Raw genomic sequence first — 22,690 nt, 5'->3', positions numbered from 1 at the left:
ACCTCAGAGGCAAGGAGTTCCCATGACCATCACGATCACTGACAGCCATTGCCATTTGGATTTTCCCGATTTCGATCAGGAGCGCCCGGAGATCATTTCCCGCGCCCTAGAGGCCGGTGTCACACGCATGGTCACGATCTGCACCCGTTTGCGGAATGAACCACAGGTGCGCGCCATCGCCGAGGCCCATGATCCGGTGTTTTACGCCGCAGGCACCCACCCGATGAGCGCCGCCGAAGAGCCGCTTGCCAGCGTTGATGAGTTGATCGCCCTGTCACACCATCCCAAGTTTGTCGGCATTGGTGAAACCGGTCTGGATTATCACTACACCGCTGAAAGCGCTGAGATTCAAAAGCAAAGCCTTCGGGTACATATCGAAGCCGCGCAGGAAACCGGCCTGCCGCTGATCATCCACGCCCGTGCCGCCGATGACGATATGGCCCGCATTTTGACCGAAACACACAAGGCGCGGCCCTATTCATGTGTGATGCATTGCTTCTCTAGCTCGGCCGAGCTTGGCCGGGCCGCACTTGATCTTGGCTTTTACCTGTCGATGTCCGGCATCACCGCGTTCCCCAAAAGCCAAGAGTTGCGCGATATCTTTGCCAGCGCCCCGGTGGATCGCATTCTTGTGGAAACCGATAGCCCCTATTTGGCCCCGCCCCCCTATCGCGGCAAACGCAATGAGCCGTCTTATGTGGTAAACACCGCGCAAAAGGGGGCCGAGGTCTTTGGGATGAGCTATGCGGAATTCGCCGCCCGGACCGAAGCCAATTTTGACCGCTTGTTTGCCAAGGCGGCGCAATCGCAACCCGCTCAGGCCAAGGCCGCCTCATGAGCGGTGAGCTACGTTTTACCATTCTGGGCTGTGGCAGTTCGGGCGGCGTGCCGCGTATCGGTGGGCATTGGGGGGATTGCGACCCGACCAACCCAAAAAACCGCCGCCGTCGCTGTTCCATGCTGGTCGAACGCGAAACCGAAGGTGGCACCACAGCCGTCTTAATCGACACCTCACCGGATATGCATGCGCAGCTTGTTGATGTGGGAATTTCCAAAATCGACGCCGTGGCCTGGACCCATGGTCATGCCGATCACGTCCACGGGCTCGATGATCTGCGCCAAATTGTGTTCAACACCCGCGAACGTTTAAACGTTTGGGCCGATGGTCCAACCCAGAACGATCTGATCTCGCGGTTTGGATACGCCTTTGTGCAACCCAAAGGCTCGCCCTACCCGCCGATCCTCAACATGCACACAATTGACGGGCCGTTTACGATTTCGGGGGCTGGTGGTGACATCACCTTGACCCCGTTTGAGGTCAATCATGGCGCGATCGACGCGCTAGGGTTCCGCATCAACGATCTTGCCTATCTGCCCGATGTCGCCACCATCCCCGATGAGGCATGGGCCCATTTGCAAAATCTTGATTGTTGGATTTTGGATGCACTGCGTCGCACGCCCCATCCAACCCATGCCCATCTCGATCTGGCATTGGAATGGATCGCCCGCGCGGCCCCCCGTCGAGCAGTTTTGACAAACATGCATATTGATCTCGACTATGCCACGGTCGAGGCGGAAACCGCAGACCACATCACACCGGCCTATGATGGCATGACGATCCGCTATGCTTTGTGATCGCGGCCATGCCCAGCGCGTTTTGAGCGCAAGGACAGTCTGATCCATGCAGGCGTTGCTCGATGTTATTCTGCCGGTCTTCCTTGTCATCGGCGCAGGTTATGGCGCGGTGTGGCGCGGGTGGTTTGCGGATAGCGCCGTTGATGGGTTAATGTCCTTTACCCAAAATTTCGCCATCCCCTGTCTGTTGTTTCGCGCGATCTGGACCTTGGAAATCGGGGCCGATTTCGACCCTTTCGTGTTGTTGTCCTTTTATACGGGGTCAATCACCGGCTTTTTTGCAGGCCTTTTGGGCGCGCGCTATTTCTTCAAACGCGATTGGGAAGACGCGGTCGCCATAGGCTTTTGTTGTCTTTTTGCGAACTCTGTCCTGATTGGTTTGCCCATAACGGAACGTGCCTATGGCGCGGATGCGCTTCAGGCCAACTATGTCATCGTCGCGTTTCACTCGCCATTTTGCTACGCCATTGGGATTACGGCCATGGAACTTGTCCGTGCCCGAGGCACCCCATCGCGGCAGGTGCCGGGCAAAATTGCGCGGGCCATGTTCAAAAACGCCTTGGTCATCGCCATTACCCTTGGTGCCATCGCCAATGCCACCAACCTGTCTATTCCCGACCCGATCTCTGATGCGCTTGATATGATGATCCGCGCGGCCCTGCCTGCGGCCCTCTTTGGAATGGGTGGGGTTCTCTTTCGCTACCGCCCCCAAGGGGACAGCCGAGTGATTGCATATATATGTGTCATTACACTGGTGCTGCATCCGACGATCACCTGGACATTGGGGACTGTGACCCAAATCTCTAGCGCCTCGTTTCGCTCAGCCGTGTTGACCGCGTCCATGGCTCCGGGGATCAATGCCTATGTTTTTGCCAATATGTATGGGCGCGCAAGACGCGTTGCTGCTTCCGCAGTCTTGATCGCCACCGGGATTTCGGTTGTGACCGTGTGGATTTGGTTGTCTCTTCTCCCATAGGCTTATCCTCCACAGGGGCGTGTCGAATATCCCTTGCCGCCGGTGTATGACGCGCCTAGCGTGCCGGTCATGACCACCCCACATCAAGATCGCCCTCTTCTCGGCATTTCTCTTATGCTCGGCTTTTGCGTCCTTATTCCTTATAGTGACGCCTTGGCCAAATTGCTTGGCCCACATCTTTCGGTGGGCCAGCTGGTGACCCTGCGCTTTGTCTTTCAGGGGCTGATCCTGATTCCGCTCGTTGTTCTGACACGCCGCCCTTGGCGCGCATCGGGGCGCACGTTGGCTTTGATCATGGCGCGAACGGTTCTTCAGATTCTTGGCATTGGGTTGATGTTCACCTCGCTGATCTATCTGCCCTTGGCGGATGCGGTGGCGATTGCCTTTGTCATGCCGTTTATCATGCTGCTTCTGGGCCATTGGTTTTTGGGCGAAGAGGTTGGCTCGCGTCGGCTTATCGCCTGCGCCGTTGGATTTGTTGGCACCTTGCTTGTTGTGCAACCGGCATTCAGTGATGTTGGTTGGCCCGCGCTTCTGCCGCTTGGGGTTGCGGTCGATTTCGCGTTCTTCATGTTGATCACACGGAAAATCTCGGGCCAAACCGACCCGATCGGGATGCAGGCCCTTTCTGCGCCTTTGGCTTTGATGGCCCTCATCCCACTGCATTTAATACCGTTCGATTGGCCAGGACTAAGCTGGGTCACGCCGGAACCGGCCATTTGGGGGATGGTTGTGGCCATGGGTGTGGTCGGCACCCTTGGCCATCTGCTGATGACATGGTCGCTGCGCTATGCACCGGCCGCGACCTTGGCTCCGATGCAATATCTTGAAATCCCGGCAGCGACCTTTGTCGGATGGTTAATTTTTGCCGATCTGCCCGGTCCTCTGGCAAGCCTTGGCATCGCGACCACCATGGCCTCGGGTCTTTACATTATTCTTCGGGAGCAGGCCATCTTGCGGCGCTCTGCGACAGGGCCACAGACACCTGAGGCAGGGCCTCCGGCGGCAAAATAACCAGCATCCCCCGCCCATCCATGTCCAACGTCACTGGACCCGTGACCTCGTTTGACGTTCCGATCCGCCCGTCCGGACTAAATTCTATCCCGTCTATTGGCCAGCGAAGCCCCTCTGACCGTCCTGTAAGCCCAGCCATGGGAAAGAGGGAAAACCGCATCCCGATTGGCAGGTCCAACATGAGTTTAGGAGGTGCAACAAAAACCACGTCATGCGTCCCTACCAAAACACAGCGTCGATCGGCCCGCCCCACCAACACGGTAAACGCAGCCAATTGGTGATCGACCCGCGCGCCCAGAAATCCGTGCGCCTCAACCAAGGGGGCCTCGATATGGCGCAGGCATTTGTCAAAGTCAGTGCTGTCCTGTTCGGCGATATGCATCAACACGCCCGAAGCCAGCTTGGCCTGCAATCCTGCATCGAGCGAATCCATATCGCCAATCACAGAATCAGGCATATACCCCCGCGCGAGAACCTCAGCCGCGCCGCCATCGGCCGCCACAATGGTTTGTGACACCTTCATCGCATTGGTTAACGCGTCCTCAGCGCACTCCCCGCCACCAACCAATAAAACAGGGCTCTGACTGTGAACAATTTTAGTATTCATGTCCAATTAATGGCCTTTTAGGAAACAGATCACAATCATGCCACGAAATGATACGCTGATGATCACAGATTCGATCAGCTTTCGACGCGGTCGTCATGGTAAACACATTGTTGCAGAACGAATGAAAGTGAGCAGCACATGGTGAGTTCGAGCAAGATTCTTACAGTGTCTTATGGCACCTTTTCTTGCACCGCAGAAGGATTCGAAGATCCTCTGGCGGTGATGAAAGATACAACGCATTTTTTCCGCTCCGTCGTGGGCGAAGATCGTTTTTTTGGCGCTGAGCCGCCGCAGTTTGATCCGGAACTGGCGTCTGAACTGATGCGTGAGCAACTCGCGTCCCATCAAGGTGGTCAGGTCCGACTGGATTTGCCCGGTGCATCTGTTGGCAAAGCAACGGCTGCGTCTTCTGGCGCATTGGCTGCCGCGCTGGCCGCGGGTCCGACCCGTGCCAAGGCCGAAGATCATGCGCTTCCTGATGATGATACAATCGACGCCACGGCCTATGAACCCGCAGTTGAAGAAACCGCCGCGGAAGGCACCCCAGTAGAAGATACACAAGAGACGGTTGATCTCGACCTCGACGCATTGCTTGTCGAGGATGCAGATCAGGCGGCCGACCTGGCCGAGCCGGTTGGGAACGCGCCTGCTCCGCGTCCCACCGGTGCCGCCAGTGTAGCCGCCAAACTGGACCGGATTCGCGCTGTTGTTGCGGATACGGAGGCGGAAGAGGTTGTGGACGAAGTTGTCGACGACGCCCCTGTCCAAGATGGAGATGCTCTGAGTGCATTGCTTGCCAATGCCTCGGCTCACTTGGATGATGTGAAGGCGGACGACATTTCGCAAACCGCAACTGACGATGTCGAAACGATTGCCGAAGACCCCGCCACGACTTTGGATGACAATCTGTTCACAGATACAATTGCCGGGCTCATGCAGGCAGATGTCGAAGACACGGATACTGCCAAAGATGCACAGACGGATGAGGATGCGTCTATAGAGGTCGCTCATGATCAAGAACCTGATATCAATCAGGTTCTGGAAACAGCCTTTGACGAAGACGAAGGTGAATTTGATCTGGTGGCGGCCTTGAATCAGGTCGACAAGGCCGAGAACCTGGATGTTCCCGCCGAAGACAATGATCCTTTGGCCGCTTGGGATGACGACGTTGATGAAGACAACGTTGACCATAACGACATTCTTGGCGGAGATATTGCCGCGGCCGTCGCTGGTTTGACCGAAACTGCATTCGACGATGAAGAGGACGATACTCTCTTTAACGACGATCCAGTCGAGGAGTTGGTGGCCACAAACCTTGTTGAGCAAGCGCCAAAATCGACGCCAGATTCTATACCCGAGCCAGCGCCGGAACCGGCCCCTCGTCGCGTTCGCGCCCGAGTGGTCAAGGTCAAGCGCACTGATTTCGATCGAGCGGTACAATCCGGTCAGCTTGAGGAAGTGGTCGAGACGGCAAGTGCCGAACCTACTCCACCGCCCACACCCGTTGAAACACTGCCACCGGCCCCCTTGGTTTCCAACAGCAGCCTCTCTGATGAAGAGGAAGATGAGCTAGCCCGCGAGTTGGCAGCTGTCAAAGCTGAGCTGGCTGGCGAGATGGCGGGTTGGGATGACGACGATGTCGCCGAAACCCGGGCCACACATGAGGCCGCTGCCCCCCTCGCCCAAGAGGATGAATGGGGCTGGGACGATGAAGAGGAATTGGTTGAAACTGCGGGTGGTGACGCCCCCCTGCGTCTCGACAATCCCGTTGCTCCAGCTGAGCCAGAGATTGATTTGTCCGCAGCCATCGACGGCGCGCGCAAAGCGGTCAAAATGGCAAGCCCGGCCCGTGCGATGCTGACGGAACAAAGTGTTGAGGACAATGATACTTCGCGCATTTTGGACCAAACCAACACCGAGCTTGAAGAACCAGAAGGCAACCGCCGTCGCAGCGCCATAGCGCATCTGCGCGCCGCCGTCGCCGCAACCAAGGCGGATCGCCTGTTGGGTCGCAAACCGACGGACGACGAAGAGACTGAGCCTTACCGCGAAGATCTCGCAAACGTTGTGCGCCCTCGCCGTCCCCAAGCAGGCGGAACACGGACCGAACGCCCTAGCGTTGAACCGCAACATGCCGCACCACTCAAGCTGGTTGCAGAGCAGCGGGTCACCGACAGCATGGACACCGTGGAAACGCCAGCACCGGCTCAGGTCACACCGGTGCGCCCGCGTCGTGTAAGCCGCTCAGCTACCCCATCGGCTGCGCCACAACGTTCTGAACGTCCGCAAGAAAACGTCGCTCCGGCTCCTTTGGCGCAACCCGCTGGCGATAGCGACTTTGCCGCCTACGCCGAAAGCGTTGGTGCCAAAGATCTGCCTGACCTACTCGAAGCGGCCGCCGCGTATATGTCGTATGTTGAGGGACTGGACCAATTCTCACGTCCGCAGCTGATGACAACTGTGCGTCAGGCCGAAGCCAAAGAATCGAGCCGCGAGGACCGTTTGCGCAGCTTTGGCCAACTCCTGCGAGACGGAAAAATTGAGAAAACCTCGGGTGGGCGCTTTACCGCATCCGAGCGGATTAGCTTCAAACCATCACGGGCCGTTGGCTAACTCAACCCCTTGGTGACTTCAAAAAAGGCGGCTCCGATGAGCCGCCTTTTTCTTTGCGATTTAGGAAAGTCCATTGTGGGACGGTGGGCGGGGCGCCTTTCCAATGGAAACAGCGCCGACCAGCCGGTCCGCCTACTTTGTGTCCTGTTCCGGGTCGGCATCAGGATCGGCCTGACCAATCCCCAAAAAGATCGGTTTCAACGGAAAAACCCACCCGACACCCAAAACAACATAGATCACAAACTCCACCGCTTTGGGCAGTTCAGATACCCCCACTCGGTTCGCCACGGTCACGGCAACCATGATATAGATCGGCATGCCAATCAGCAGGATCACCAGCGACCAGCGCCGCCGGGCTTTGTAACTCAGCGCCACGCCATCAATCCTCGAACGGGTCAGTCACAAGAATCGTATCGTCCCGCTCAGGCGAGGTCGAGACCAGCGCCGCCGGGCATTCGATCAACTCTTCGATGCGTCGCACATATTTCACCGCATTCGCTGGCAAATCATTCCAGCTCCGAGCACCTTCTGTGCTTTCGCTCCAACCCGGCATTTCTTCGTAAATCGGAGTGCAACGCGCCTGCTGATCGGCCGCAGTTGGCAGATAGTCCAGCTTTTCGCCATCCAACTCATAACCAACACAGATTTTCAGGGTTTCAAACCCGTCTAGCACATCCAATTTGGTCAGGCAGATGCCTTTGATGCCGGATGTGGCACAGGTCTGGCGCACCAAAGCCGCATCGAACCAACCACAGCGTCGTTGACGCCCGGTTGTGGTGCCAAACTCATGACCGCGCTCTCCCAAACGTTGTCCATCCGCATCGGGGTTGCCCACGGCGTCCAGCAATTCGGTCGGAAACGGTCCTTCGCCAACACGCGTGGTGTAAGCTTTTACAATTCCCAGAACATAGTTGATCGATCCGGGGCCGATCCCAACGCCTGTCGCGGCCTGACCGGCAATCACATTCGACGACGTCACAAAAGGATAGGTGCCGAAATCAATATCCAGCAAAGCGCCCTGCGCCCCCTCAAACAAAATCCGTTTTCCGGCCTTGCGCTTTTCGTTCAAGACTTTCCAAACCGGAGCCGCATAGGGCAGGATTTCTGCCGCAATCTCTTTGAGCTGGGCCACAAGCGCATCACGATCAACCGGCTCGATTCCGAGACCTTTGCGCAGCGGATCATGGTGCTGCAACGCACGATCAACGCGGGCCTCCAAAGTCGCCTCATCGGCCAAATCCGCCACACGCACAGAACGCCGTCCAACCTTGTCTTCATAGGCTGGGCCGATGCCACGACCTGTGGTGCCGATCTTGGTCCCCTTCGATGCGGCCTCTTCACGGGCGCGATCAAGCTCACCGTGAATCGGTAGGATCAGCGGCGTGTTCTCGGCGATCATCAAAGTTTCGGGCGAAATTTCGACGCCCTGGTCACGCACTGTGGCGATCTCTTTGACAAGATGCCAAGGGTCCAAAACCACGCCATTGCCGATCACCGACAATTTCCCACCACGCACCACACCCGATGGAAGCGCATGAAGTTTATAGACTTTTCCGTCCACAACCAAAGTGTGGCCCGCATTGTGGCCACCCTGGAATCGCGCAATCACATCTGCGCGGCTCGACAGCCAGTCCACAATTTTGCCTTTGCCTTCGTCGCCCCACTGGGCGCCCACGACAACCACATTCGCCATAACTCATCCTCTCGGTGATGGTTTTCAAACCCGCGCCGGTATATCCAAGCGTATCGCAACAGGAAACCGCAAAATGGACGCATCTGCACAAACCGTCATTTCTTATCGATGGGCGACCGCCGAAGACTATGAAACTTTGGGCGAAATCATGTTTGCAGCCATTCACGCGGAACCAAGCCCCTACACGCCTGCTCAAAGACTGGCTTGGTGCCCTTGTCCGCCCTCAGGTGCGGGTTGGACGGCCAAGCTCGCGCCCCAACAGGTCGCAGTTGTTGAGGTCGATCGAAACCTGGTTGGGATGATGACCCTAGAGGAAACAGGCTACCTTGATCTTGCCTTTCTCCTGCCGCAGGCACGCGGTCAGGGGCATTTGGCCAAGCTGCTTGAAATGATCAAAGATCGCGTCCGCGACTATAAGCTTGATAAAATCACCACCCATGCCAGCCTCGCTGCTCAAGCGCCGTTTGCGGCGTTGGGCTTTCAAACCCGCCACCACGAAACCATAGACCGAAACGGCGAAATCTTACGCCGGGCTGAAATGCGTCTTGATCTCAAAAACACTAGACGCAACGTGGAAATCCGCTAGACAAGAAATCGCCCAAATCGGGCCCCAACCGGAGTGCATCATGAGTTTCTTTCTGCGCTGGCTATTTGCCTTTGTCCTTTTGGCCGCAACTTATAACCCAACCGAATGGAACTATGTCCGTTGGGCCTTGACAAATTGGAATGCCCAATTGCCCATGGTCGTCTTGGCGGGTTTGGTGTTGGTGATCGGCTATGTGATCTATATCCGGGCCACATTGCGCAGCATCGGCGGCATAGGCATGTTGTTGGTGGCGGCCTTGGTCGGTGCCATTCTCTGGGTTTTATGGGACTTTGGCCTGTTGGATTTTGACAACCCAAAGGTCACAACTTGGATTGGCATTCTTGCCTTGTCCGTCGTCTTGGCCGTAGGGCTAAGCTGGTCCATCATCCGGCGCAAATTGTCGGGTCAGGTCGACACCGACGACGTAGAGGAATAGCGGTAGGGTGGGATTTATCCCACCTCTCCAACCTCAACTCGCACCGGTTCGCCATGTGGTGTCGACAGATAAGCGCGCTCCCAACTGGCTTTGAGCGCTGCCAACGCCCCCTTCTCAGCGACGTCCTTGGTGGCACAGATCTGTTCAAGCGCTGCGACCCACGCGAGGAAATAGTCGTCCCCCCCGTCAAGTTCCTTGGTCAAACCGTTTTCAAACAGAACCGCGCCAAAAACCTCGGTCCATTCGGACCAATCAAAAACACCACGTTCATTTAGATAGACCGCCAAGGCAAAGGCCTGGGCATGCCATGGAGCCTGAAACACCGGCTCAGGAGCTTTGGCCCCCTTCATGTCGCCGGCTCCAAATAGCTTTCCCACAAATCACATGTGACCTCGTCCTCTGGCCGTTCGGGCGCGCCCCATAAGTCTCCCGTCTCAAAAACAACCGTATAGAGAGGCTCGGGTTGTTCCCCCAACCGGTGTGCCGACGCATCCGGAAAGACGTGGCAGCCGTGAGACAAGATGACCTCTCCCTCAACACCGGCTGCATAGGTGGGCAATCTTGTATGACCACCATCAACAAATAGATTGCGGGCGATGCGCCGGGTTTTTACCCGATCCCCAACGGAAAAACGCGGAGCTGGGCCTTGCCGATCCGCCGGGCCACCCGCCGCCAAAACACCAGCAACCTTTTGGGCCTCTAGCTTGCGCTCTTTCAGGGCATCAGGCGCAGGCTGCACAATCTGCCCTGCCAACTCATCCCGAGTCACCACGCCGCTTTCGACAAGCAAATCCGCCAGTCCGCCCATCCATTTTTCATAATAGGTAAATCGGCTGTAATCTTTGGGGGACAAACATTCGCGAGCGTGGCGGGAAATATCAATGTTCCACTTGCCCAAAGCCCCAGCGGCAAGCGTTAGTGCCAAAGCACGGGCATGCCAATCTTTGGCGAAAACCGGATCAGTGTCGGAGCCAACCGGAACCGGGCCGTCGCCAAACCGCCCGCCCATGTCGTGAACCCGGCTCATGCGCCGACCTCCTTGGCGAGGCCGGTTCCAATCATCGAATCGCGGGTGACAAGTTTGGCCAGCTCAGCCTCGTTTAGCCCCTCTGACCCTTTCGGACGTTGCGGAATGATCAGATACCGGACTTCGGCGGTCGAATCCCAAACGCGCACTTTTTTATTTTCAGGCAAAACCACACCAAACTCGGCCAAGACTTTGCGCGGTTCCCGCACCACACGGGCGCGGTAAGCGTCGGATTTGTACCAACCCGGCGGAATGCCCAAAAGCGGCCATGGATAGCAAGAACACAGGGTGCAAACGACGATGTTATGCACCGCGTCGGTGTTCTCAACCGCCACCATATGTTCGCCTTGTCGCCCGTAAAACCCCATCTCACTGACGGCGGCGGTGGCGTCTGACATCAAAGCAGCGTGAAATTCAGCGTCAACCCAAGCCCGTGCCACGACTTGAGCACCGTTTTGTGGCCCAACCTTATGCGCATAGGTTTCGATGATGGCATCCAGCGCGGCAGGATCAAGCAACCCCTTACGTTCTAAAAGCGTTTCCAAGGCCTTGACCCGCAATGCAGGGTCCGGCGGGAGCAATGAATGCGGGTGGCTATCGTCGTGATGATCATGGGGCATAGCGTGATCATGGCGCGACTGTTGGCCTGCGTCCAGCGCTTTCACGCCCGATAGACGCGACTACCGCTTGCACCGCGCCCGCGCATCCCCTACATAGCCCGGCAGAACCGAATGTATGCTGCAGGCCCCATGGAAAACGTCATTCTCATAGTCCACCTTCTTCTTGCCCTCGCCCTTATCGGCGTGGTGCTCATGCAGCGTTCCGAAGGCGGTGGCCTCGGGATGGGTGGCGGAGGCGGGGCCATGAGCCAACGCTCGGCCGCAACAGCCATGGGCAAAGTGACCTGGGTTTTGGCGATTGCCTTTATCATCACCTCGATCACCCTGACGGTGATTTCGGCGAAAAACGCGTCGGGCACCTCGATCCTTGACCGCGTCGGCGGCGGTGCTCCTGCTGCTCAGCAAAGCGCCGATCCCTCAGGCGATCTGGACACAGACGCGCTTCTCCCCCCCCCAACAGCGGGCGGTGACGCAGATGCGCCATTGGTACCGCGCGCCGACTAAGGCTCGGTCAGACCAGCACGAAAAAAGGGCGGCTATTTAGGCCGCCCGTTCTTTTTCCCGGATTGATGTCGTCCAAGCTGCTTTGTGACGATCTTTTCACAGTTCAAAAAGGCCGAACCCATGTCGCCCCTGTCAGGACGAGATCCCTGTTGTCATGCCTCACCGCCTGTTCGGCGCGAAATACGCCCCGATCCAGGCTTTGTTTCCTTGGCCTGTTCCACAACAGTTTGCAGGTCACGAAAATCCAGCAACATCATCTTGCGCTGAGCTTGCCAACCTCTCTCGAATCCTCTATATCTCGGCTCCCGTGATATAGCTCGGCAAAAACTCAGCCCAAGCTCATAATAATACGCAAAATCACGGGGTTAGCCCAATATGGCACGCTTTATCTTCATCACCGGTGGTGTGGTCTCTTCGCTTGGCAAGGGTCTTGCCTCCGCTGCTTTGGGCGCTTTGCTACAGGCACGCGGCTATTCCGTTCGTCTGCGCAAGCTTGATCCCTATCTCAACGTCGACCCCGGAACCATGTCGCCCTTTGAACATGGCGAAGTCTTTGTAACCGATGATGGGGCCGAGACAGATCTCGACCTTGGGCACTACGAACGCTTTACCGGCGTCCCCGCCTCGCGGACTGATTCCATCAGCTCGGGCCGGGTCTATACCAACGTCTTGGAAAAAGAGCGTCGCGGCGACTACCTTGGCAAAACCATTCAGGTCATTCCGCATGTGACCAATGAAATCAAAGACTTCATAAGCATTGGTGAAGATGACGTTGATTTCATGCTGTGTGAAATTGGTGGCACGGTTGGCGATATCGAGGGCCTGCCGTTCTTCGAAGCGATCCGCCAGTTTGCCAATGACAAGGCGCGTGGCCAGTGTATATTCATGCACCTGACCCTCCTGCCGTTTATCAAGGCCAGCGGTGAGCTGAAAACCAAACCAACACAGCACTCGGTCAAAGAGCTGCGCTCGATCGGTCTTGCCCCTGATATTTTGGTTTGCCGTTCCGAAGGGCCGATCCCCAAGAAAGAACGCGAAAAACTGGCTCTGTTCTGTAACGTGCGCCCTGATAGCGTGATTGCCGCGCAGGATTTGAAATCCATCTACGAAGCCCCCCTCGCCTATCACCGCGAAGGCATGGATCAGGCGGTTTTGGATGCGTTCGGCATTGCCCCCGCCCCCAAGCCCAACCTGAGCAAATGGGAAGACGTCGCCGACCGCGTGTTCAACCCCGAAGGCGAAGTCACCGTCGGCATCGTGGGCAAGTATATTCAGCTTGAAGACGCCTATAAATCCATCGCCGAGGCGCTGACCCATGGCGGCATGGCCAACCGGGTCAAGGTCAACATCGAATGGGTGGACGCGGAAACCTTTGAACGCGAAGACCCCGCGCCGCATCTGGCCAAATACAGCGCTATTTTGGTGCCCGGCGGCTTTGGCGAACGCGGGACCGAGGGCAAGATCAAAGCGGCGCAATTCGCCCGCGAGAACAATGTGCCCTATCTGGGCATCTGCCTAGGCATGCAAATGGCCGTTATCGAAGCGGCGCGCAATGTTGCTGGTTTGGCCACCGCTGGCTCCGAAGAGTTTGACCATGAGGCCGGGGAAAAACGTTTTGAGCCGGTGGTTTACCACCTCAAGGAATGGGTTCAGGGCAACGAAAAAGTTTCGCGCAAAGTCACCGACGCCAAGGGCGGCACCATGCGCCTCGGGGCCTATGACGCGGTCCTGACCGAAGGGTCACGGGTGGCCGACGCCTATGGCAGCACCTCAATTGATGAACGCCACCGCCACCGCTACGAAGTCGACATCGCTTATCGCGAAAAGCTTGAAGAAGCGGGTTTGAAGTTCTCGGGCATGTCCCCCGATGGTCGTCTTCCCGAAATCGTCGAATGGCCCGATCACCCATGGTTCATTGGTGTCCAATTCCACCCGGAACTAAAATCCAAGCCATTCGAACCGCATCCGCTATTCAAAGATTTCATCCGCGCCGCAAAAGAGGCCTCGCGGTTGGTGTGATCCGTTTCTTAGCTCAAATCACGGTGTTTTTTCTGCTGGGTACCTCAGTCACCGCCCAGCAGATTCGTACTGTTGAGCGAGACGAAATTGAGGTTCACCTGACGGGGCTTGAGGATTTTGACACACTCACCCCATCCGCTCTTCCTGGAAATAGCCACGCAAGACGCTTGGCATTCCCCGGTCTAAAAATTGGTAGCCATTTCGACGGGCAAACAGCATTCATAAATAGAGCTCCACTAAAAAGGTGGGGAGCAAGCCAAGGACCAGCGCGATCTCCACTCAAAGTTCCTCAAAAAACAATGCTGAGCCGATTGAATGTGATTGCGGACGCAGATGAGAGTACTTTTTTAGCCTCTTCAATTCAGTTAGATTTGAGATCGGCGCATGGGCTTCGACAGTATATTGCCCCCCTTGCTTACCCAAACGTGCAAAGGCGCATTATGGTCGGTTACGGCCCGATGGCCGTGTCTTTCAAAGATACGCAGTTCGCCTTTGGCTTTTCACTTGTTCTCGTGAAGTCTTTGGTGCCTAAGCAGCCCAAAGTAAAACTGGAATTTTACGCAAAAGACGGGAGCACTATAGGCGAACCTATGCTTTTGGAAACATTCGGCGAATACACGTTTTTGGAGACGAGCTTTGATAGAGTAGTTTCGGGGTTTAGCTTGGAAAACATCGGCGATGTTCCTGTCGGAATTGACGACATTGTATTTGAAACTCCGCTTATGCTTGGCCGACTAGGAGGCCCCCTGCACAGCTACCTCAAATAGCTAAACGTCGCTCGAAACCATCTCCCGTATCAAGAGACAACTCTGGATATGTTTCAGCCAGCACCAATCAGCGACCCAATCAAACAGCCCCAACCGTTTTTGGTTCCGCACATGGTTTCACCAACCCTTTCGCCCATCATGTAAAGAAACCCGGCAAAGGCGAAACCGTGGGTGAAGAGAACGAGGCGTTCTTTACCGTCATTGGCGGTGCGTAAAAGGGCGGCGTTTAGGTCGGGGTAGCTGCGGTTGTTGCGGCGGAACTCTTTGCTCATGGTGTTGGCAAGATCGTAGTGCGACCGAAGCGCCGCGCCGTTGACCCAAGTGAAGGCCCCAATGGCAATCACAAACAGCAACCCAAACGACCCGCCGATTTGCCCTTGGTAAAAGTGCAAAAACCCGAAAAGCGGGATGTAAGAGGTGATGAACAGCCCCCAAATGAAATCAATCTTTTGCCAGAACATCACAAAAATTCGCAGGTAGTCAAAAAGCTCCTGCTCTTTGCCATCCTGCTCAAGCGGCCTGTTCATTGACTGTGCCTCAATAATTCCTGCTTCAAAATCAGGGGGCAGCTTACTGACCAAACGGTCAAGATCAAGCGGTTCGATCTGGACGTAGGTCGACAAGCGCGGCATATGCAACAGATACGGTTTGAGCGGGGGCTTTTCATGCTGTCTTACCAACACTCTTTTCATGCCGGAAATCTGGCCGACGTCCAAAAGCACGCCATTCTGGCCTTTGTGCTCGACTATTTGACCCGCAAGGACAAACCGATCAGCTATATCGAAAGCCATGCGGGACGTGGGCTTTATGATTTAAATGATGCGGATGCCAACAAAACCGGCGAGGCGGCGCAGGGTATCCTGAAAGTCACCGATTGGTTTGACAACACAAGCCCCTATCTCCGGGCACTGGCCGCAACCAAAGACGCCCATGGGGATAGCGCCTACCCCGGCTCGCCCCTTATTGCTCAGGCGCTTTTAAGGGCCAATGACAGTCTGCATTTGGCGGAATTGCATCCGGGCGAATACGCCGCCCTGCGCGTCAACGCCCGTAGCCACACCACCAAGATTTACCAACAGGATGGTTTGGAGCTGATCCAGAGCCTCGCGCCACCAACGCCGCGCCGGGGCGTGTTGCTGATCGATCCGCCTTGGGAGATCAAGTCAGATTATCAAACCATCCCGACCACGCTCGCCAAATTGCACCGCAAATGGAACGTCGGTGTGTTGATGCTCTGGTATCCGATCCTGACCGATGGTCGGCACAAGCCCATGCTCGCGACCCTGTCGCAAAACGTCCCCGACGCCCTGTGTCACGAGGTTACCTTTCCTCCGGCGCGCAAAGGACATGGCATGGTTGGGTCGGGCATGTTTGTGGTCAATCCGCCCTGGGGATTGGGCGATTTTGCCAAAGACCTCACGAAACGGTTCAAAAAGATGAGCAAAGGGTGATCCGGATCGGGCTTTTCCCCCTTTAATGTGGCGTGGGTGCGTCCCTATCTCACTAGATATGACGCAACCATAGAACCCCGACCACAAGATGTGTTAACATATCGGTAGCGGTCGAAAACGGACCGCGGGGGAGAAAAGGAAATCCAGATGCTTGAGCAGTTGACATCGTTTTTTCAACGCAAACATGTGCCCGAGGCACCGCTTCCAAAACCAGATGCCAAATTGGCGCTTGGCACATTGTTGGTGCGTGTGGCCATGGCCGACAAGGCGTATCTGTTTGAAGAAATTGAACAGATCGACCGGATTTTGTCCAAAGCCTACGATCTGAACCCGATCGAAGCCGCAAAAATGCGCGCGACCTGTGAAAAGATTGCCTTTTCCATCGAGAACGATTCCGAAATGGCGCAGCTGATCCGCGACAATGTCGAGTACGACCACCGACGTGAGAAGGTTGAGGCACTTTGGCAGGTGGTAATTGCCGACGGTATTTCCGACGAACGCGAAACGGCCTTGGTCGATTTGATCGAAAAGGTTCTTGGCGTGAACGCCGAAGATTCCGAGGCCGCACGTTTGGCCGCCTCTATTCCGTGATCGTCGCGAGGTGGATTGAGCTATGGCCGTTCCCACCCTATATCATGTGACATGTTTGGATCCTTTTTCTCCCGCCTGACAGCCGCTCAGCCCGGAACTCTTCCGGCCGAAGATTGTCGTCTTGCGCTGACCGCTTTGCTGGTCCGCGTTGCCCGCTCTGATGGCCACTATGATGCCGATGAACAGGCGCGCATTTTGCACGTCACGCAAGCGCGCTATGAGTTGTCCGAAGCGGATGCGCTTACACTGCGGGGGTTGGCGGAAACCCTTGAAGAAGAGGCCCCCGACACCGTGCGCTTTACCCGCGAAATCAAGGACGCCGTGCCACTTGAGGATCGGGTCAAAGTGATCGAAGCGCTCTGGCAAGTTGCCCTTGCGGATGGTCAACGCGATCAACACGAAGACGCCTTGTTGCGGTTGGTGGCCTCGATGTTGGGGATCAATGACCGCGACAATGCCTTGGCCCGTCAACGGGTTGAACGGTCTTTATGATCTCTACCCTGCCCATGTATGACCGCGACGAAACCGCCGCGGCGAACGATACTCTATGGGCTCTGATACGTGACGAACTGGGGTTTGGTCCGTCTGAACTCACCCGCTCGGTTGACCTTTGGGATATGTGGACATCGCCCGATCTGATACTGGCCCAGACCTGCAACCTTCCCTATCGGCTGCGCCTGCATGGCAAGGTGCAGCTGATCGGCAGCCCGGATTACCAACTTCCGGGGTGCCCACCGGGCTACTACAATTCCGTTCTGATTGCCCGCGCCGATGATCCTCGCCCCCTCCCCGCGCTTTTGAGCGCTCGGGTTTTGATCAATCAAACCCATAGCCAATCAGGATTTGGTGCGTTGTGGTTTCACGCTGCAAACCTGGGCAAGACTCCCAACATTACCGCCGAAACCGGTGGGCATGTGCGTTCAGCTTTGGCCGTTGCCACGGGCCATGGCGATTTGGCGGCTATAGACGCCATGAGTTGGCGTTTGATCAAACGTCACGATCCCCACGCCGTGCAGCTGCGCGAAGTCGATCGCACGGCCCCAACTCCGGCAACACCTTTCATCACCAGTTTGGGCCAAAATCCCAAGATGATTCGCAACGCGCTGCAACGTGCCATTGTGCGTCTCGATCAAAATGCGCGCGAAACGCTTTCTTTGTATGCAGTCTGTGCGCTCAAAGAATCGGCGTATCTCAACCTTCCGAACCCACCGACATTGCACTTTGCACAGGTTAACGCGTCGTAAACCATCAAATGCACGTACCAGAATGGCGTTTTGCGCATTGCATCGGGCCAAAGATTTGCTGCACTCTCCCTGACAACGCAAATAGCCGAAGGTTCGCCGTGAACGCCTCCAATCCTGTTATCGAGATCCGCAACCTCCACAAAGCCTATGGACAGCTTGAGGTTCTCAAGGGCGTCGACATCACGGCCCACGCCGGCGATGTGGTTTCACTGATTGGCTCTTCGGGATCGGGAAAATCGACGCTTTTGCGCTGTTGTAACCTTCTCGAAGACAGTCAACAGGGTGACATCCTTTTCAAAGGCGAACCGGTCACTTGGAAGGGCAGCGGGTTGCAACGCCACCCCGGCGACGCCAAACAAGTGCTGCGCATTCGCACCAACCTGTCGATGGTGTTTCAACAGTTCAACCTATGGGCGCATATGACGATTTTGCAAAACGTCATGGAGGCCCCCGTCACCGTATTGGGGCGTGACCGCGATGAGGTCGAAGCCGCCGCGCGCAAATATCTCGACAAGGTTGGGATTGGTGACAAATGTGATGTCTATCCGGCCCAGCTTTCTGGCGGTCAGCAACAGCGCGCTGCCATTGCCCGTGCACTATGTATGGAACCCGAGGCGCTTTTGTTCGATGAACCGACAAGCGCGCTTGACCCTGAGTTGGAGCAAGAGGTTGTCAAAGTCATCAAGGATCTGGCGCAAGAGGGGCGCACGATGTTGATTGTGACCCATGACATGAAGATGGCCTCGGATGTGTCTGACCATGTGGTCTTTCTTCATCAGGGGCTCATTGAAGAAGAAGGCGCGCCGGAACACTTGTTTGGGTCACCAAAATCGGAACGCCTTCAAGGTTTCTTGAAGTCGACAACACATGTTTAAAGTAAGGTCCAAAAAGGGCCAGCAATAGGGAGCAAACCATGAAAAACCTACTGATCGGAACCGCCGCCTTGGCGATGATGGCAAGCGCTGCATTTGCCGCAGACACCGTTCGTCTCGGCACCGAAGGCGCTTACCCTCCATATAACTTCCTCAACGATGCGGGCGAAGTTGATGGGTTTGAGCGCGAGCTGGGTGATGAGCTGTGCAAGCGCGCCGAGCTCACCTGTGAGTGGGTCACCAACGATTGGGATAGCATCATCCCGAACTTGGTTTCGTCCAACTATGACGCAATCATCGCAGGCATGTCGATCACCGCTGAGCGCGCCGAAGTCGTTGATTTCTCTCAAAACTACACACCTCCATCGCCATCCGCCTATGCAGCGTTGTCCGAGGATGTCGACCTTGCGGGCGGCGTAGTCGCGGCGCAAACCGGAACCATTCAAGCCAACCACATTGTTGATAGCGGCGCGACCCTGTTGGAATTCCCGACACCGGACGAAACCATTGCCGCTGTGAAATCCGGCGAAGCCGACGCAGTCATGGCCGACAAAGACTACCTGATCCCAGAAGTCGAAGCCTCGGACCTGATGTTTGTAGGTGACGATGTTCCACTGGGTGGCGGCATTGGCATGGCCTTCCGCAAATCCGACCCTGAATTGCGCGGCAAATTCGACGCGGCGGTTGCCTCGATGAAAGAAGATGGCACGCTGAACGAGCTGATCATCAAGTGGCTGGGCGAAGATTCCCCACGCTTCTGATCCATTGATCCTTGGGGCGTGCAGCTTTGCGCGCCCCTTTTCCATGACGTGACTTGGCCGCATCGCCAAAGTCGCCAACATGACGAGGTCCGTCATTTTCGCACATTGCGCAAATCCCGAAACGCTTGAAGGCATCAAGTGGTTGTCCTGTTACCTGACAACAGGCAAACACATGTCCTTCTATGCCTCCTTTGGCACGGTCCTTCTTTTGCTGGCGATCACCGCCCCCACCGCTCTTGCATTTGGCTTTGGCGGGGCATCGGCGGCACGATCCAGTTTCGCACCGCTTCGCTGGTTTGGACGAAGCTACATCGCCATCGTGCGCGGTGTGCCCGACATTGCCTTTTTCCTATTCTTCGTGATCGCGCTTGATCAGGGGTTTGAGTGGATGCGCCATAAGGTCAAATGCCCCGACTGGGATCAACCCATTCGTCAAGGCAATGATTTTGTCGTCTGCACAGAGGCCAAGTTACCGCTGTCTGAGTCCGCACAATGGGTACATGAATCCTATGGCTTCATGCTTGCGGTTCTAACCTTTGCCATCGTTTTCGGGGCCTTTGCGGCAAACGTTTTATACGGCGCGATGCGGGCGGTGCCGCGCGCGCAACTCGAAACCGCCGAAAGCTATGGTATGAGCCCACGCCAAACCTTTTGGCGCATTATGGTGCCGCAAATGTGGGTCTATGCCCTGCCCGGTCTGTCCAACCTCTGGATGGTTCTGATCAAAGCGACACCGCTTTTGTTCCTGCTCGGCGTCGAAGACATCGTCTATTGGGCGCGCGAGTTGGGAGGGTCCAAGACCGCCCGCTTTACGGATTACCCGCATGGGGATTGGCGCATGTGGTACTTCTTTGCGCTGTTGGTTTTCTATCTCGCCTTTACCAAAGTCTCTGAGGTCGTTCTTGACCGGTTGATGGCCCGTCTGACCAAAGGTCAGGCCACCTCGGGTGGCGAAGCGCAAAGGAAAGCGGCATGAGCTGTTGGCAAACGATTACCGACTATGGCCTGCGCTCAATCGGCTATGGCGAACGGCTTTTGCCGCGTGGGGATTTTACCCTGTGCCAACAATTCACCCTGATCGGATCGGGCATGATCTGGAACATCTACTTTGGTGTTCTTGCCCTGCTGGCCGGGTTCTTTTTGGCCACGGCCGTTGCCATGGGCAAATCCAGCAGCATCTGGCCCATACGCAAAGCCTCTGAATGGTTCATCTTTCTCTTTCGCGGCTCGCCGCTGTTTATTCAGTTCTTCTTTGCCTACTTCCTTTTTGTCGCCCTTAAAGGCGTCATTCCTGCCCTCGCCCCCTTTACCGCGCCTTGGCTTGGCGCATTGACGGTGCTCTTTCTCAACACCGCCGCTTATTCCGGTGAAATCTTTTACGGCGCGCTCCAATCCATCCCCAAAGGCGATACCGAAGCCGCCGATGCCTATGGGTTTTCCGGCTGGAACAAGTTCCGCAAAATCACCTGGCCTACCATGTTGCGGCTGGCGTGGCCCGCCTACACGAACGAAGCGATCTTCCTCTTTCACGCCACCACGCTTGTCTATTTCTCCGGCTTTCCGGCGCTAAAGCAACGGGGAGACGCGCTTTATTACGCAAACTACTTTGCGGACAAGACGTTTAACCCCTTTGTCCCCTACCCCATTTTGGCCGGGTATTTCATCTTGCTGACATTGGTTGTGATTGGCGTTTTTGGCATCATCAATGGCCGTCTCAATCGACATCTGCCGCAAAACACCCGCGCCAAGATCAAAGTTCGCCCCAACCTGATCCGCTAAAAGCCTGCTGTTTGATCATGTCGTCTGACAAGGGAAATGCCCCTTGCCAGCGCGTTCTTGCGCGCCTACGATGAATTTGATCAAATTAATTCGACAGGACGTCTTATGGTTTCCCCGCGTTTAGGACCAAACGCCGACTGGCTGCGCGATCACCCTCAGGCCCGCACAATCCGTGCCGCCGCCTGTGACCTCAATGGTGTGGCGCGCGGTAAACGTATGCCCATTCCGAGCGCAGAAAAGGTGCTTACGGATGGCACGCGCTTTCCGATGTCGGTGCTCAACCTTGATATCTGGGGTGAAGACATCGAAGACAGCCCGCTGGTCTTTGAAACTGGCGACAAGGATGGCCAGCTGTTCCCAACCGAGCGTGGCTTTGTGCCCATGCCGTGGCTTGATGCGCCGACCGCCCTGTTGCCGATTTGGATGTTTCACGAAGATGGCCGCCCCTATGATGGCGATCCGCGCCATGCCCTGGCCCGTGTTGCCGACCGCTATGCCGACAAGGGTCTCACCCCGGTTGTCGCGGTTGAGCTTGAGTTTTTCCTGATCGACGACAGCAGCCGCAATTTGCAGGTTCCGATTAGCCCGCGTTCCGGCAAACGGCGCAAGGCCGCCGAAATCCTGTCTATCCGGGCGCTTGATGCCTTTGATGGCTTCTTTACTGAGCTTTACGAGGCTTGCGAAGCCATGGAGATTCCCGCCGACACCGCCATTTCCGAGGCCGGTCTGGGACAATTCGAAATCAACCTTGTCCATGTTGCCGATCCGCTGCGCGCCGCCGATGACGCATGGCTGTTCAAAATGCTGGTCAAAGGGCTGGCTCGCCGTCATGGCTTTGCCGCCAGTTTCATGGCCAAACCCTATGACGACTATTCCGGAAGCGGCATGCACGCGCATTTCTCGGTACTGGATAAGGACGGCAAAAACATCTTTGATGATGGCGGCGAAAAAGGCACCCCGGCGCTCCACCACGCCATTGCCGGCTGTATGTCCGCCCTACAGGACAGCACGCTGATCTTTGCGCCACATGCCAATTCCTATGACCGGCTTGTGCCCGGGTCACACGCCCCGACAAGTGTGTGTTGGGCCTACGAAAACCGCACGGCGGCCATTCGCGTGCCCTCTGGTGCCCCCGCAGCTCGGCGCATCGAACACCGGGTCGCGGGCGGTGACGTGAACCCCTATCTGGCGCTGGCCGCCATTTTGGGCGCGGCCCTAAACGGGATGGAAGACGCGGCCAAGCCCCCCGCCCCGATCACCGGTAATTCTTATGATCAGGACCTGCCACAGGTGCCAAGTGATTGGAAAACGGCGATTGATCGTTTTGAAGCCAGCCCGCATATCCCGCGCATCTTTGCCCCGGACCTAATCCGCAATCTGTTGATGACCAAAAAACAGGAACTTCGCGATATGCAGGAGCTTACCCCAGCGGAACAGGTCGAAATCTACCTCGATACGGTCTAACCTGACCGTCTCAAACACGCCATATAGGCTC

General features: G+C 56.3%; 26 protein-coding genes. 19 read left to right on the top strand and 7 right to left on the bottom strand.

From position 1 onward, the window contains the following. The first annotated feature begins 22 nt into the window (after positions 1-22). From AC5EFR_RS12590 to AC5EFR_RS12575, 4 genes are all read left to right on the top strand, one after another. On the top strand, positions 23-838 hold the full coding sequence (locus tag AC5EFR_RS12590; protein WP_493576151.1) for a TatD family hydrolase: 816 nt from the start codon (positions 23-25) through the stop codon (positions 836-838). After that, entirely contained in the window at positions 835-1,635 is an 801-nt protein-coding gene (locus AC5EFR_RS12585) for an MBL fold metallo-hydrolase (protein WP_493576150.1), read from the top strand. Before AC5EFR_RS12590 ends, AC5EFR_RS12585 begins: the two co-directional genes overlap by 4 nt. A gap of 46 nt (positions 1,636-1,681) precedes the next feature. Further along, positions 1,682-2,611, top strand: coding sequence for an AEC family transporter (locus AC5EFR_RS12580; protein ID WP_493576149.1), 930 nt, complete (start codon positions 1,682-1,684; stop codon positions 2,609-2,611). Between the two features lie 69 nt (positions 2,612-2,680). Beyond that, a complete protein-coding gene (locus tag AC5EFR_RS12575; RefSeq protein WP_493576148.1) occupies positions 2,681-3,625 on the top strand; it encodes a DMT family transporter in 945 nt (314 codons plus the stop codon). On the opposite strand, the gene AC5EFR_RS12570 is transcribed toward AC5EFR_RS12575, so the two are convergent. Further along, positions 3,543-4,232: a thiamine diphosphokinase gene (locus AC5EFR_RS12570; protein WP_493576147.1), complete on the bottom strand. Its 690-nt coding sequence runs from the start codon at positions 4,230-4,232 to the stop codon at positions 3,543-3,545. The genes AC5EFR_RS12575 and AC5EFR_RS12570 overlap by 83 nt on opposite strands. Positions 4,233-4,370: 138 nt before the next feature. Between AC5EFR_RS12570 and AC5EFR_RS12565 the strand changes: the two genes are divergently transcribed. Continuing rightward, complete coding sequence (locus tag AC5EFR_RS12565) at positions 4,371-6,845, top strand: hypothetical protein (protein ID WP_493576146.1); 2,475 nt, start codon at positions 4,371-4,373, stop codon at positions 6,843-6,845. A 132-nt stretch (positions 6,846-6,977) separates the two neighbouring features. On the opposite strand, the gene AC5EFR_RS12560 is transcribed toward AC5EFR_RS12565, so the two are convergent. Then, positions 6,978-7,220, bottom strand: a complete 243-nt coding sequence (locus AC5EFR_RS12560) for a DUF2842 domain-containing protein (protein ID WP_493576145.1) — start codon at positions 7,218-7,220, stop codon at positions 6,978-6,980. A 4-nt stretch (positions 7,221-7,224) separates the two neighbouring features. Continuing rightward, entirely contained in the window at positions 7,225-8,538 is a 1,314-nt protein-coding gene (locus AC5EFR_RS12555) for an adenylosuccinate synthase (RefSeq protein ID WP_493576144.1), read from the bottom strand. Positions 8,539-8,611: 73 nt separating this feature from the next. Between AC5EFR_RS12555 and AC5EFR_RS12550 the strand changes: the two genes are divergently transcribed. Further along, a complete protein-coding gene (locus tag AC5EFR_RS12550; RefSeq protein WP_493576143.1) occupies positions 8,612-9,124 on the top strand; it encodes a GNAT family N-acetyltransferase in 513 nt (170 codons plus the stop codon). 40 nt (positions 9,125-9,164) lie between these two features. Then, positions 9,165-9,560, top strand: coding sequence for a DUF6524 family protein (locus AC5EFR_RS12545; RefSeq protein ID WP_493576142.1), 396 nt, complete (start codon positions 9,165-9,167; stop codon positions 9,558-9,560). A gap of 14 nt (positions 9,561-9,574) precedes the next feature. Here AC5EFR_RS12545 and AC5EFR_RS12540 read toward each other — a convergent pair whose 3' ends face one another. The 3 genes from AC5EFR_RS12540 to nthA are packed head-to-tail and all read right to left on the bottom strand — an operon-like array spanning position 9,575 to position 11,207. Further along, entirely contained in the window at positions 9,575-9,910 is a 336-nt protein-coding gene (locus tag AC5EFR_RS12540) for a nitrile hydratase accessory protein (protein ID WP_493576141.1), read from the bottom strand. After that, the gene (nthB, locus tag AC5EFR_RS12535) at positions 9,907-10,587 is read right to left on the bottom strand and encodes a nitrile hydratase subunit beta (protein WP_493576140.1); all 681 of its coding nucleotides are present in this window, start codon (positions 10,585-10,587) and stop codon (positions 9,907-9,909) included. The genes AC5EFR_RS12540 and nthB overlap by 4 nt, the downstream gene beginning before the upstream one ends. Continuing rightward, positions 10,584-11,207, bottom strand: a complete 624-nt coding sequence (gene nthA / locus AC5EFR_RS12530; RefSeq protein WP_493576139.1) for a nitrile hydratase subunit alpha — start codon at positions 11,205-11,207, stop codon at positions 10,584-10,586. Before nthA ends, nthB begins: the two co-directional genes overlap by 4 nt. Before the next feature lie 129 nt (positions 11,208-11,336). On the opposite strand from nthA, the gene secG reads away from it, so the two are divergent. The 3 genes from secG to AC5EFR_RS12515 all read left to right on the top strand — a co-directional run bounded on the left by secG (position 11,337) and on the right by AC5EFR_RS12515 (position 14,497). Beyond that, on the top strand, positions 11,337-11,711 hold the full coding sequence (gene secG, locus AC5EFR_RS12525) for a preprotein translocase subunit SecG (RefSeq protein WP_493576138.1): 375 nt from the start codon (positions 11,337-11,339) through the stop codon (positions 11,709-11,711). A 375-nt stretch (positions 11,712-12,086) separates the two neighbouring features. Then, positions 12,087-13,730 carry a CTP synthase gene (gene pyrG / locus AC5EFR_RS12520; RefSeq protein ID WP_493576137.1) on the top strand — a complete coding sequence of 548 codons (1,644 nt, stop codon included), beginning with the start codon at positions 12,087-12,089 and terminating at the stop codon, positions 13,728-13,730. After that, positions 13,727-14,497 (top strand): hypothetical protein, encoded by a 771-nt coding sequence (locus AC5EFR_RS12515; protein ID WP_493576136.1) that lies wholly within the window; start codon positions 13,727-13,729, stop codon positions 14,495-14,497. Before pyrG ends, AC5EFR_RS12515 begins: the two co-directional genes overlap by 4 nt. 53 nt (positions 14,498-14,550) lie before the next feature. Here the strand turns inward: AC5EFR_RS12515 and AC5EFR_RS12510 are convergent, their stop codons facing one another. Further along, on the bottom strand, positions 14,551-15,129 hold the full coding sequence (locus AC5EFR_RS12510) for a hypothetical protein (RefSeq protein ID WP_493576135.1): 579 nt from the start codon (positions 15,127-15,129) through the stop codon (positions 14,551-14,553). 33 nt (positions 15,130-15,162) lie between these two features. On the opposite strand from AC5EFR_RS12510, the gene AC5EFR_RS12505 reads away from it, so the two are divergent. The 9 genes from AC5EFR_RS12505 to AC5EFR_RS12465 all read left to right on the top strand — a co-directional run bounded on the left by AC5EFR_RS12505 (position 15,163) and on the right by AC5EFR_RS12465 (position 22,659). Further along, positions 15,163-15,948 (top strand): 23S rRNA (adenine(2030)-N(6))-methyltransferase RlmJ, encoded by a 786-nt coding sequence (locus AC5EFR_RS12505; protein ID WP_493576251.1) that lies wholly within the window; start codon positions 15,163-15,165, stop codon positions 15,946-15,948. A gap of 147 nt (positions 15,949-16,095) precedes the next feature. Then, entirely contained in the window at positions 16,096-16,539 is a 444-nt protein-coding gene (locus tag AC5EFR_RS12500) for a tellurite resistance TerB family protein (RefSeq protein WP_299925858.1), read from the top strand. Between the two features lie 51 nt (positions 16,540-16,590). Further along, a complete protein-coding gene (locus tag AC5EFR_RS12495) occupies positions 16,591-17,031 on the top strand; it encodes a tellurite resistance TerB family protein (RefSeq protein ID WP_493576134.1) in 441 nt (146 codons plus the stop codon). Then, positions 17,028-17,783: a phosphate/phosphite/phosphonate ABC transporter substrate-binding protein gene (locus tag AC5EFR_RS12490; RefSeq protein WP_493576133.1), complete on the top strand. Its 756-nt coding sequence runs from the start codon at positions 17,028-17,030 to the stop codon at positions 17,781-17,783. Before AC5EFR_RS12495 ends, AC5EFR_RS12490 begins: the two co-directional genes overlap by 4 nt. Before the next feature lie 98 nt (positions 17,784-17,881). Next, positions 17,882-18,658, top strand: a complete 777-nt coding sequence (locus AC5EFR_RS12485; protein WP_493576132.1) for an ABC transporter ATP-binding protein — start codon at positions 17,882-17,884, stop codon at positions 18,656-18,658. 38 nt (positions 18,659-18,696) lie between these two features. Further along, positions 18,697-19,416, top strand: coding sequence for a transporter substrate-binding domain-containing protein (locus AC5EFR_RS12480; RefSeq protein ID WP_493576131.1), 720 nt, complete (start codon positions 18,697-18,699; stop codon positions 19,414-19,416). Positions 19,417-19,495: 79 nt separating this feature from the next. Next, positions 19,496-20,392, top strand: a complete 897-nt coding sequence (locus AC5EFR_RS12475; RefSeq protein ID WP_493576130.1) for an ABC transporter permease — start codon at positions 19,496-19,498, stop codon at positions 20,390-20,392. Beyond that, complete coding sequence (locus tag AC5EFR_RS12470; protein WP_493576129.1) at positions 20,389-21,195, top strand: ABC transporter permease; 807 nt, start codon at positions 20,389-20,391, stop codon at positions 21,193-21,195. The genes AC5EFR_RS12475 and AC5EFR_RS12470 overlap by 4 nt, the downstream gene beginning before the upstream one ends. Before the next feature lie 105 nt (positions 21,196-21,300). Continuing rightward, on the top strand, positions 21,301-22,659 hold the full coding sequence (locus tag AC5EFR_RS12465) for a glutamine synthetase family protein (RefSeq protein ID WP_493576128.1): 1,359 nt from the start codon (positions 21,301-21,303) through the stop codon (positions 22,657-22,659). The last annotated feature ends 31 nt before the right edge of the window (positions 22,660-22,690 follow it).

Source organism: Pelagimonas sp. (assembly GCF_058892305.1).
This window is presented reverse-complemented; position numbering and strand designations above follow the sequence as displayed.

Excerpts from the sequence above, each read along its gene's own strand:
- AC5EFR_RS12505 (WP_493576251.1), top strand. The coding sequence starts at position 15,163 with ATGCTGTCTTACCAACACTCTTTTCATGCCGGAAATCTGGCCGACGTC.
- AC5EFR_RS12470 (WP_493576129.1), top strand. The coding sequence starts at position 20,389 with ATGAGCTGTTGGCAAACGATTACCGACTATGGCCTGCGCTCAATCGGC.
- AC5EFR_RS12570 (WP_493576147.1), bottom strand. The coding sequence starts at position 4,232 with ATGAATACTAAAATTGTTCACAGTCAGAGCCCTGTTTTATTGGTTGGT.
- AC5EFR_RS12575 (WP_493576148.1), top strand. The coding sequence starts at position 2,681 with ATGACCACCCCACATCAAGATCGCCCTCTTCTCGGCATTTCTCTTATG.
- AC5EFR_RS12590 (WP_493576151.1), top strand. The coding sequence starts at position 23 with ATGACCATCACGATCACTGACAGCCATTGCCATTTGGATTTTCCCGAT.
- pyrG (WP_493576137.1), top strand. The coding sequence starts at position 12,087 with ATGGCACGCTTTATCTTCATCACCGGTGGTGTGGTCTCTTCGCTTGGC.
- AC5EFR_RS12480 (WP_493576131.1), top strand. The coding sequence starts at position 18,697 with ATGAAAAACCTACTGATCGGAACCGCCGCCTTGGCGATGATGGCAAGC.
- AC5EFR_RS12490 (WP_493576133.1), top strand. The coding sequence starts at position 17,028 with ATGATCTCTACCCTGCCCATGTATGACCGCGACGAAACCGCCGCGGCG.
- AC5EFR_RS12465 (WP_493576128.1), top strand. The coding sequence starts at position 21,301 with ATGGTTTCCCCGCGTTTAGGACCAAACGCCGACTGGCTGCGCGATCAC.
- nthB (WP_493576140.1), bottom strand. The coding sequence starts at position 10,587 with ATGAGCCGGGTTCACGACATGGGCGGGCGGTTTGGCGACGGCCCGGTT.
- AC5EFR_RS12540 (WP_493576141.1), bottom strand. The coding sequence starts at position 9,910 with ATGAAGGGGGCCAAAGCTCCTGAGCCGGTGTTTCAGGCTCCATGGCAT.
- secG (WP_493576138.1), top strand. The coding sequence starts at position 11,337 with ATGGAAAACGTCATTCTCATAGTCCACCTTCTTCTTGCCCTCGCCCTT.
- AC5EFR_RS12510 (WP_493576135.1), bottom strand. The coding sequence starts at position 15,129 with ATGCCGCGCTTGTCGACCTACGTCCAGATCGAACCGCTTGATCTTGAC.
- AC5EFR_RS12475 (WP_493576130.1), top strand. The coding sequence starts at position 19,496 with ATGACGAGGTCCGTCATTTTCGCACATTGCGCAAATCCCGAAACGCTT.
- nthA (WP_493576139.1), bottom strand. The coding sequence starts at position 11,207 with ATGCCCCATGATCATCACGACGATAGCCACCCGCATTCATTGCTCCCG.
- AC5EFR_RS12550 (WP_493576143.1), top strand. The coding sequence starts at position 8,612 with ATGGACGCATCTGCACAAACCGTCATTTCTTATCGATGGGCGACCGCC.
- AC5EFR_RS12545 (WP_493576142.1), top strand. The coding sequence starts at position 9,165 with ATGAGTTTCTTTCTGCGCTGGCTATTTGCCTTTGTCCTTTTGGCCGCA.
- AC5EFR_RS12585 (WP_493576150.1), top strand. The coding sequence starts at position 835 with ATGAGCGGTGAGCTACGTTTTACCATTCTGGGCTGTGGCAGTTCGGGC.
- AC5EFR_RS12495 (WP_493576134.1), top strand. The coding sequence starts at position 16,591 with ATGTTTGGATCCTTTTTCTCCCGCCTGACAGCCGCTCAGCCCGGAACT.
- AC5EFR_RS12500 (WP_299925858.1), top strand. The coding sequence starts at position 16,096 with ATGCTTGAGCAGTTGACATCGTTTTTTCAACGCAAACATGTGCCCGAG.
- AC5EFR_RS12565 (WP_493576146.1), top strand. The coding sequence starts at position 4,371 with ATGGTGAGTTCGAGCAAGATTCTTACAGTGTCTTATGGCACCTTTTCT.
- AC5EFR_RS12580 (WP_493576149.1), top strand. The coding sequence starts at position 1,682 with ATGCAGGCGTTGCTCGATGTTATTCTGCCGGTCTTCCTTGTCATCGGC.
- AC5EFR_RS12555 (WP_493576144.1), bottom strand. The coding sequence starts at position 8,538 with ATGGCGAATGTGGTTGTCGTGGGCGCCCAGTGGGGCGACGAAGGCAAA.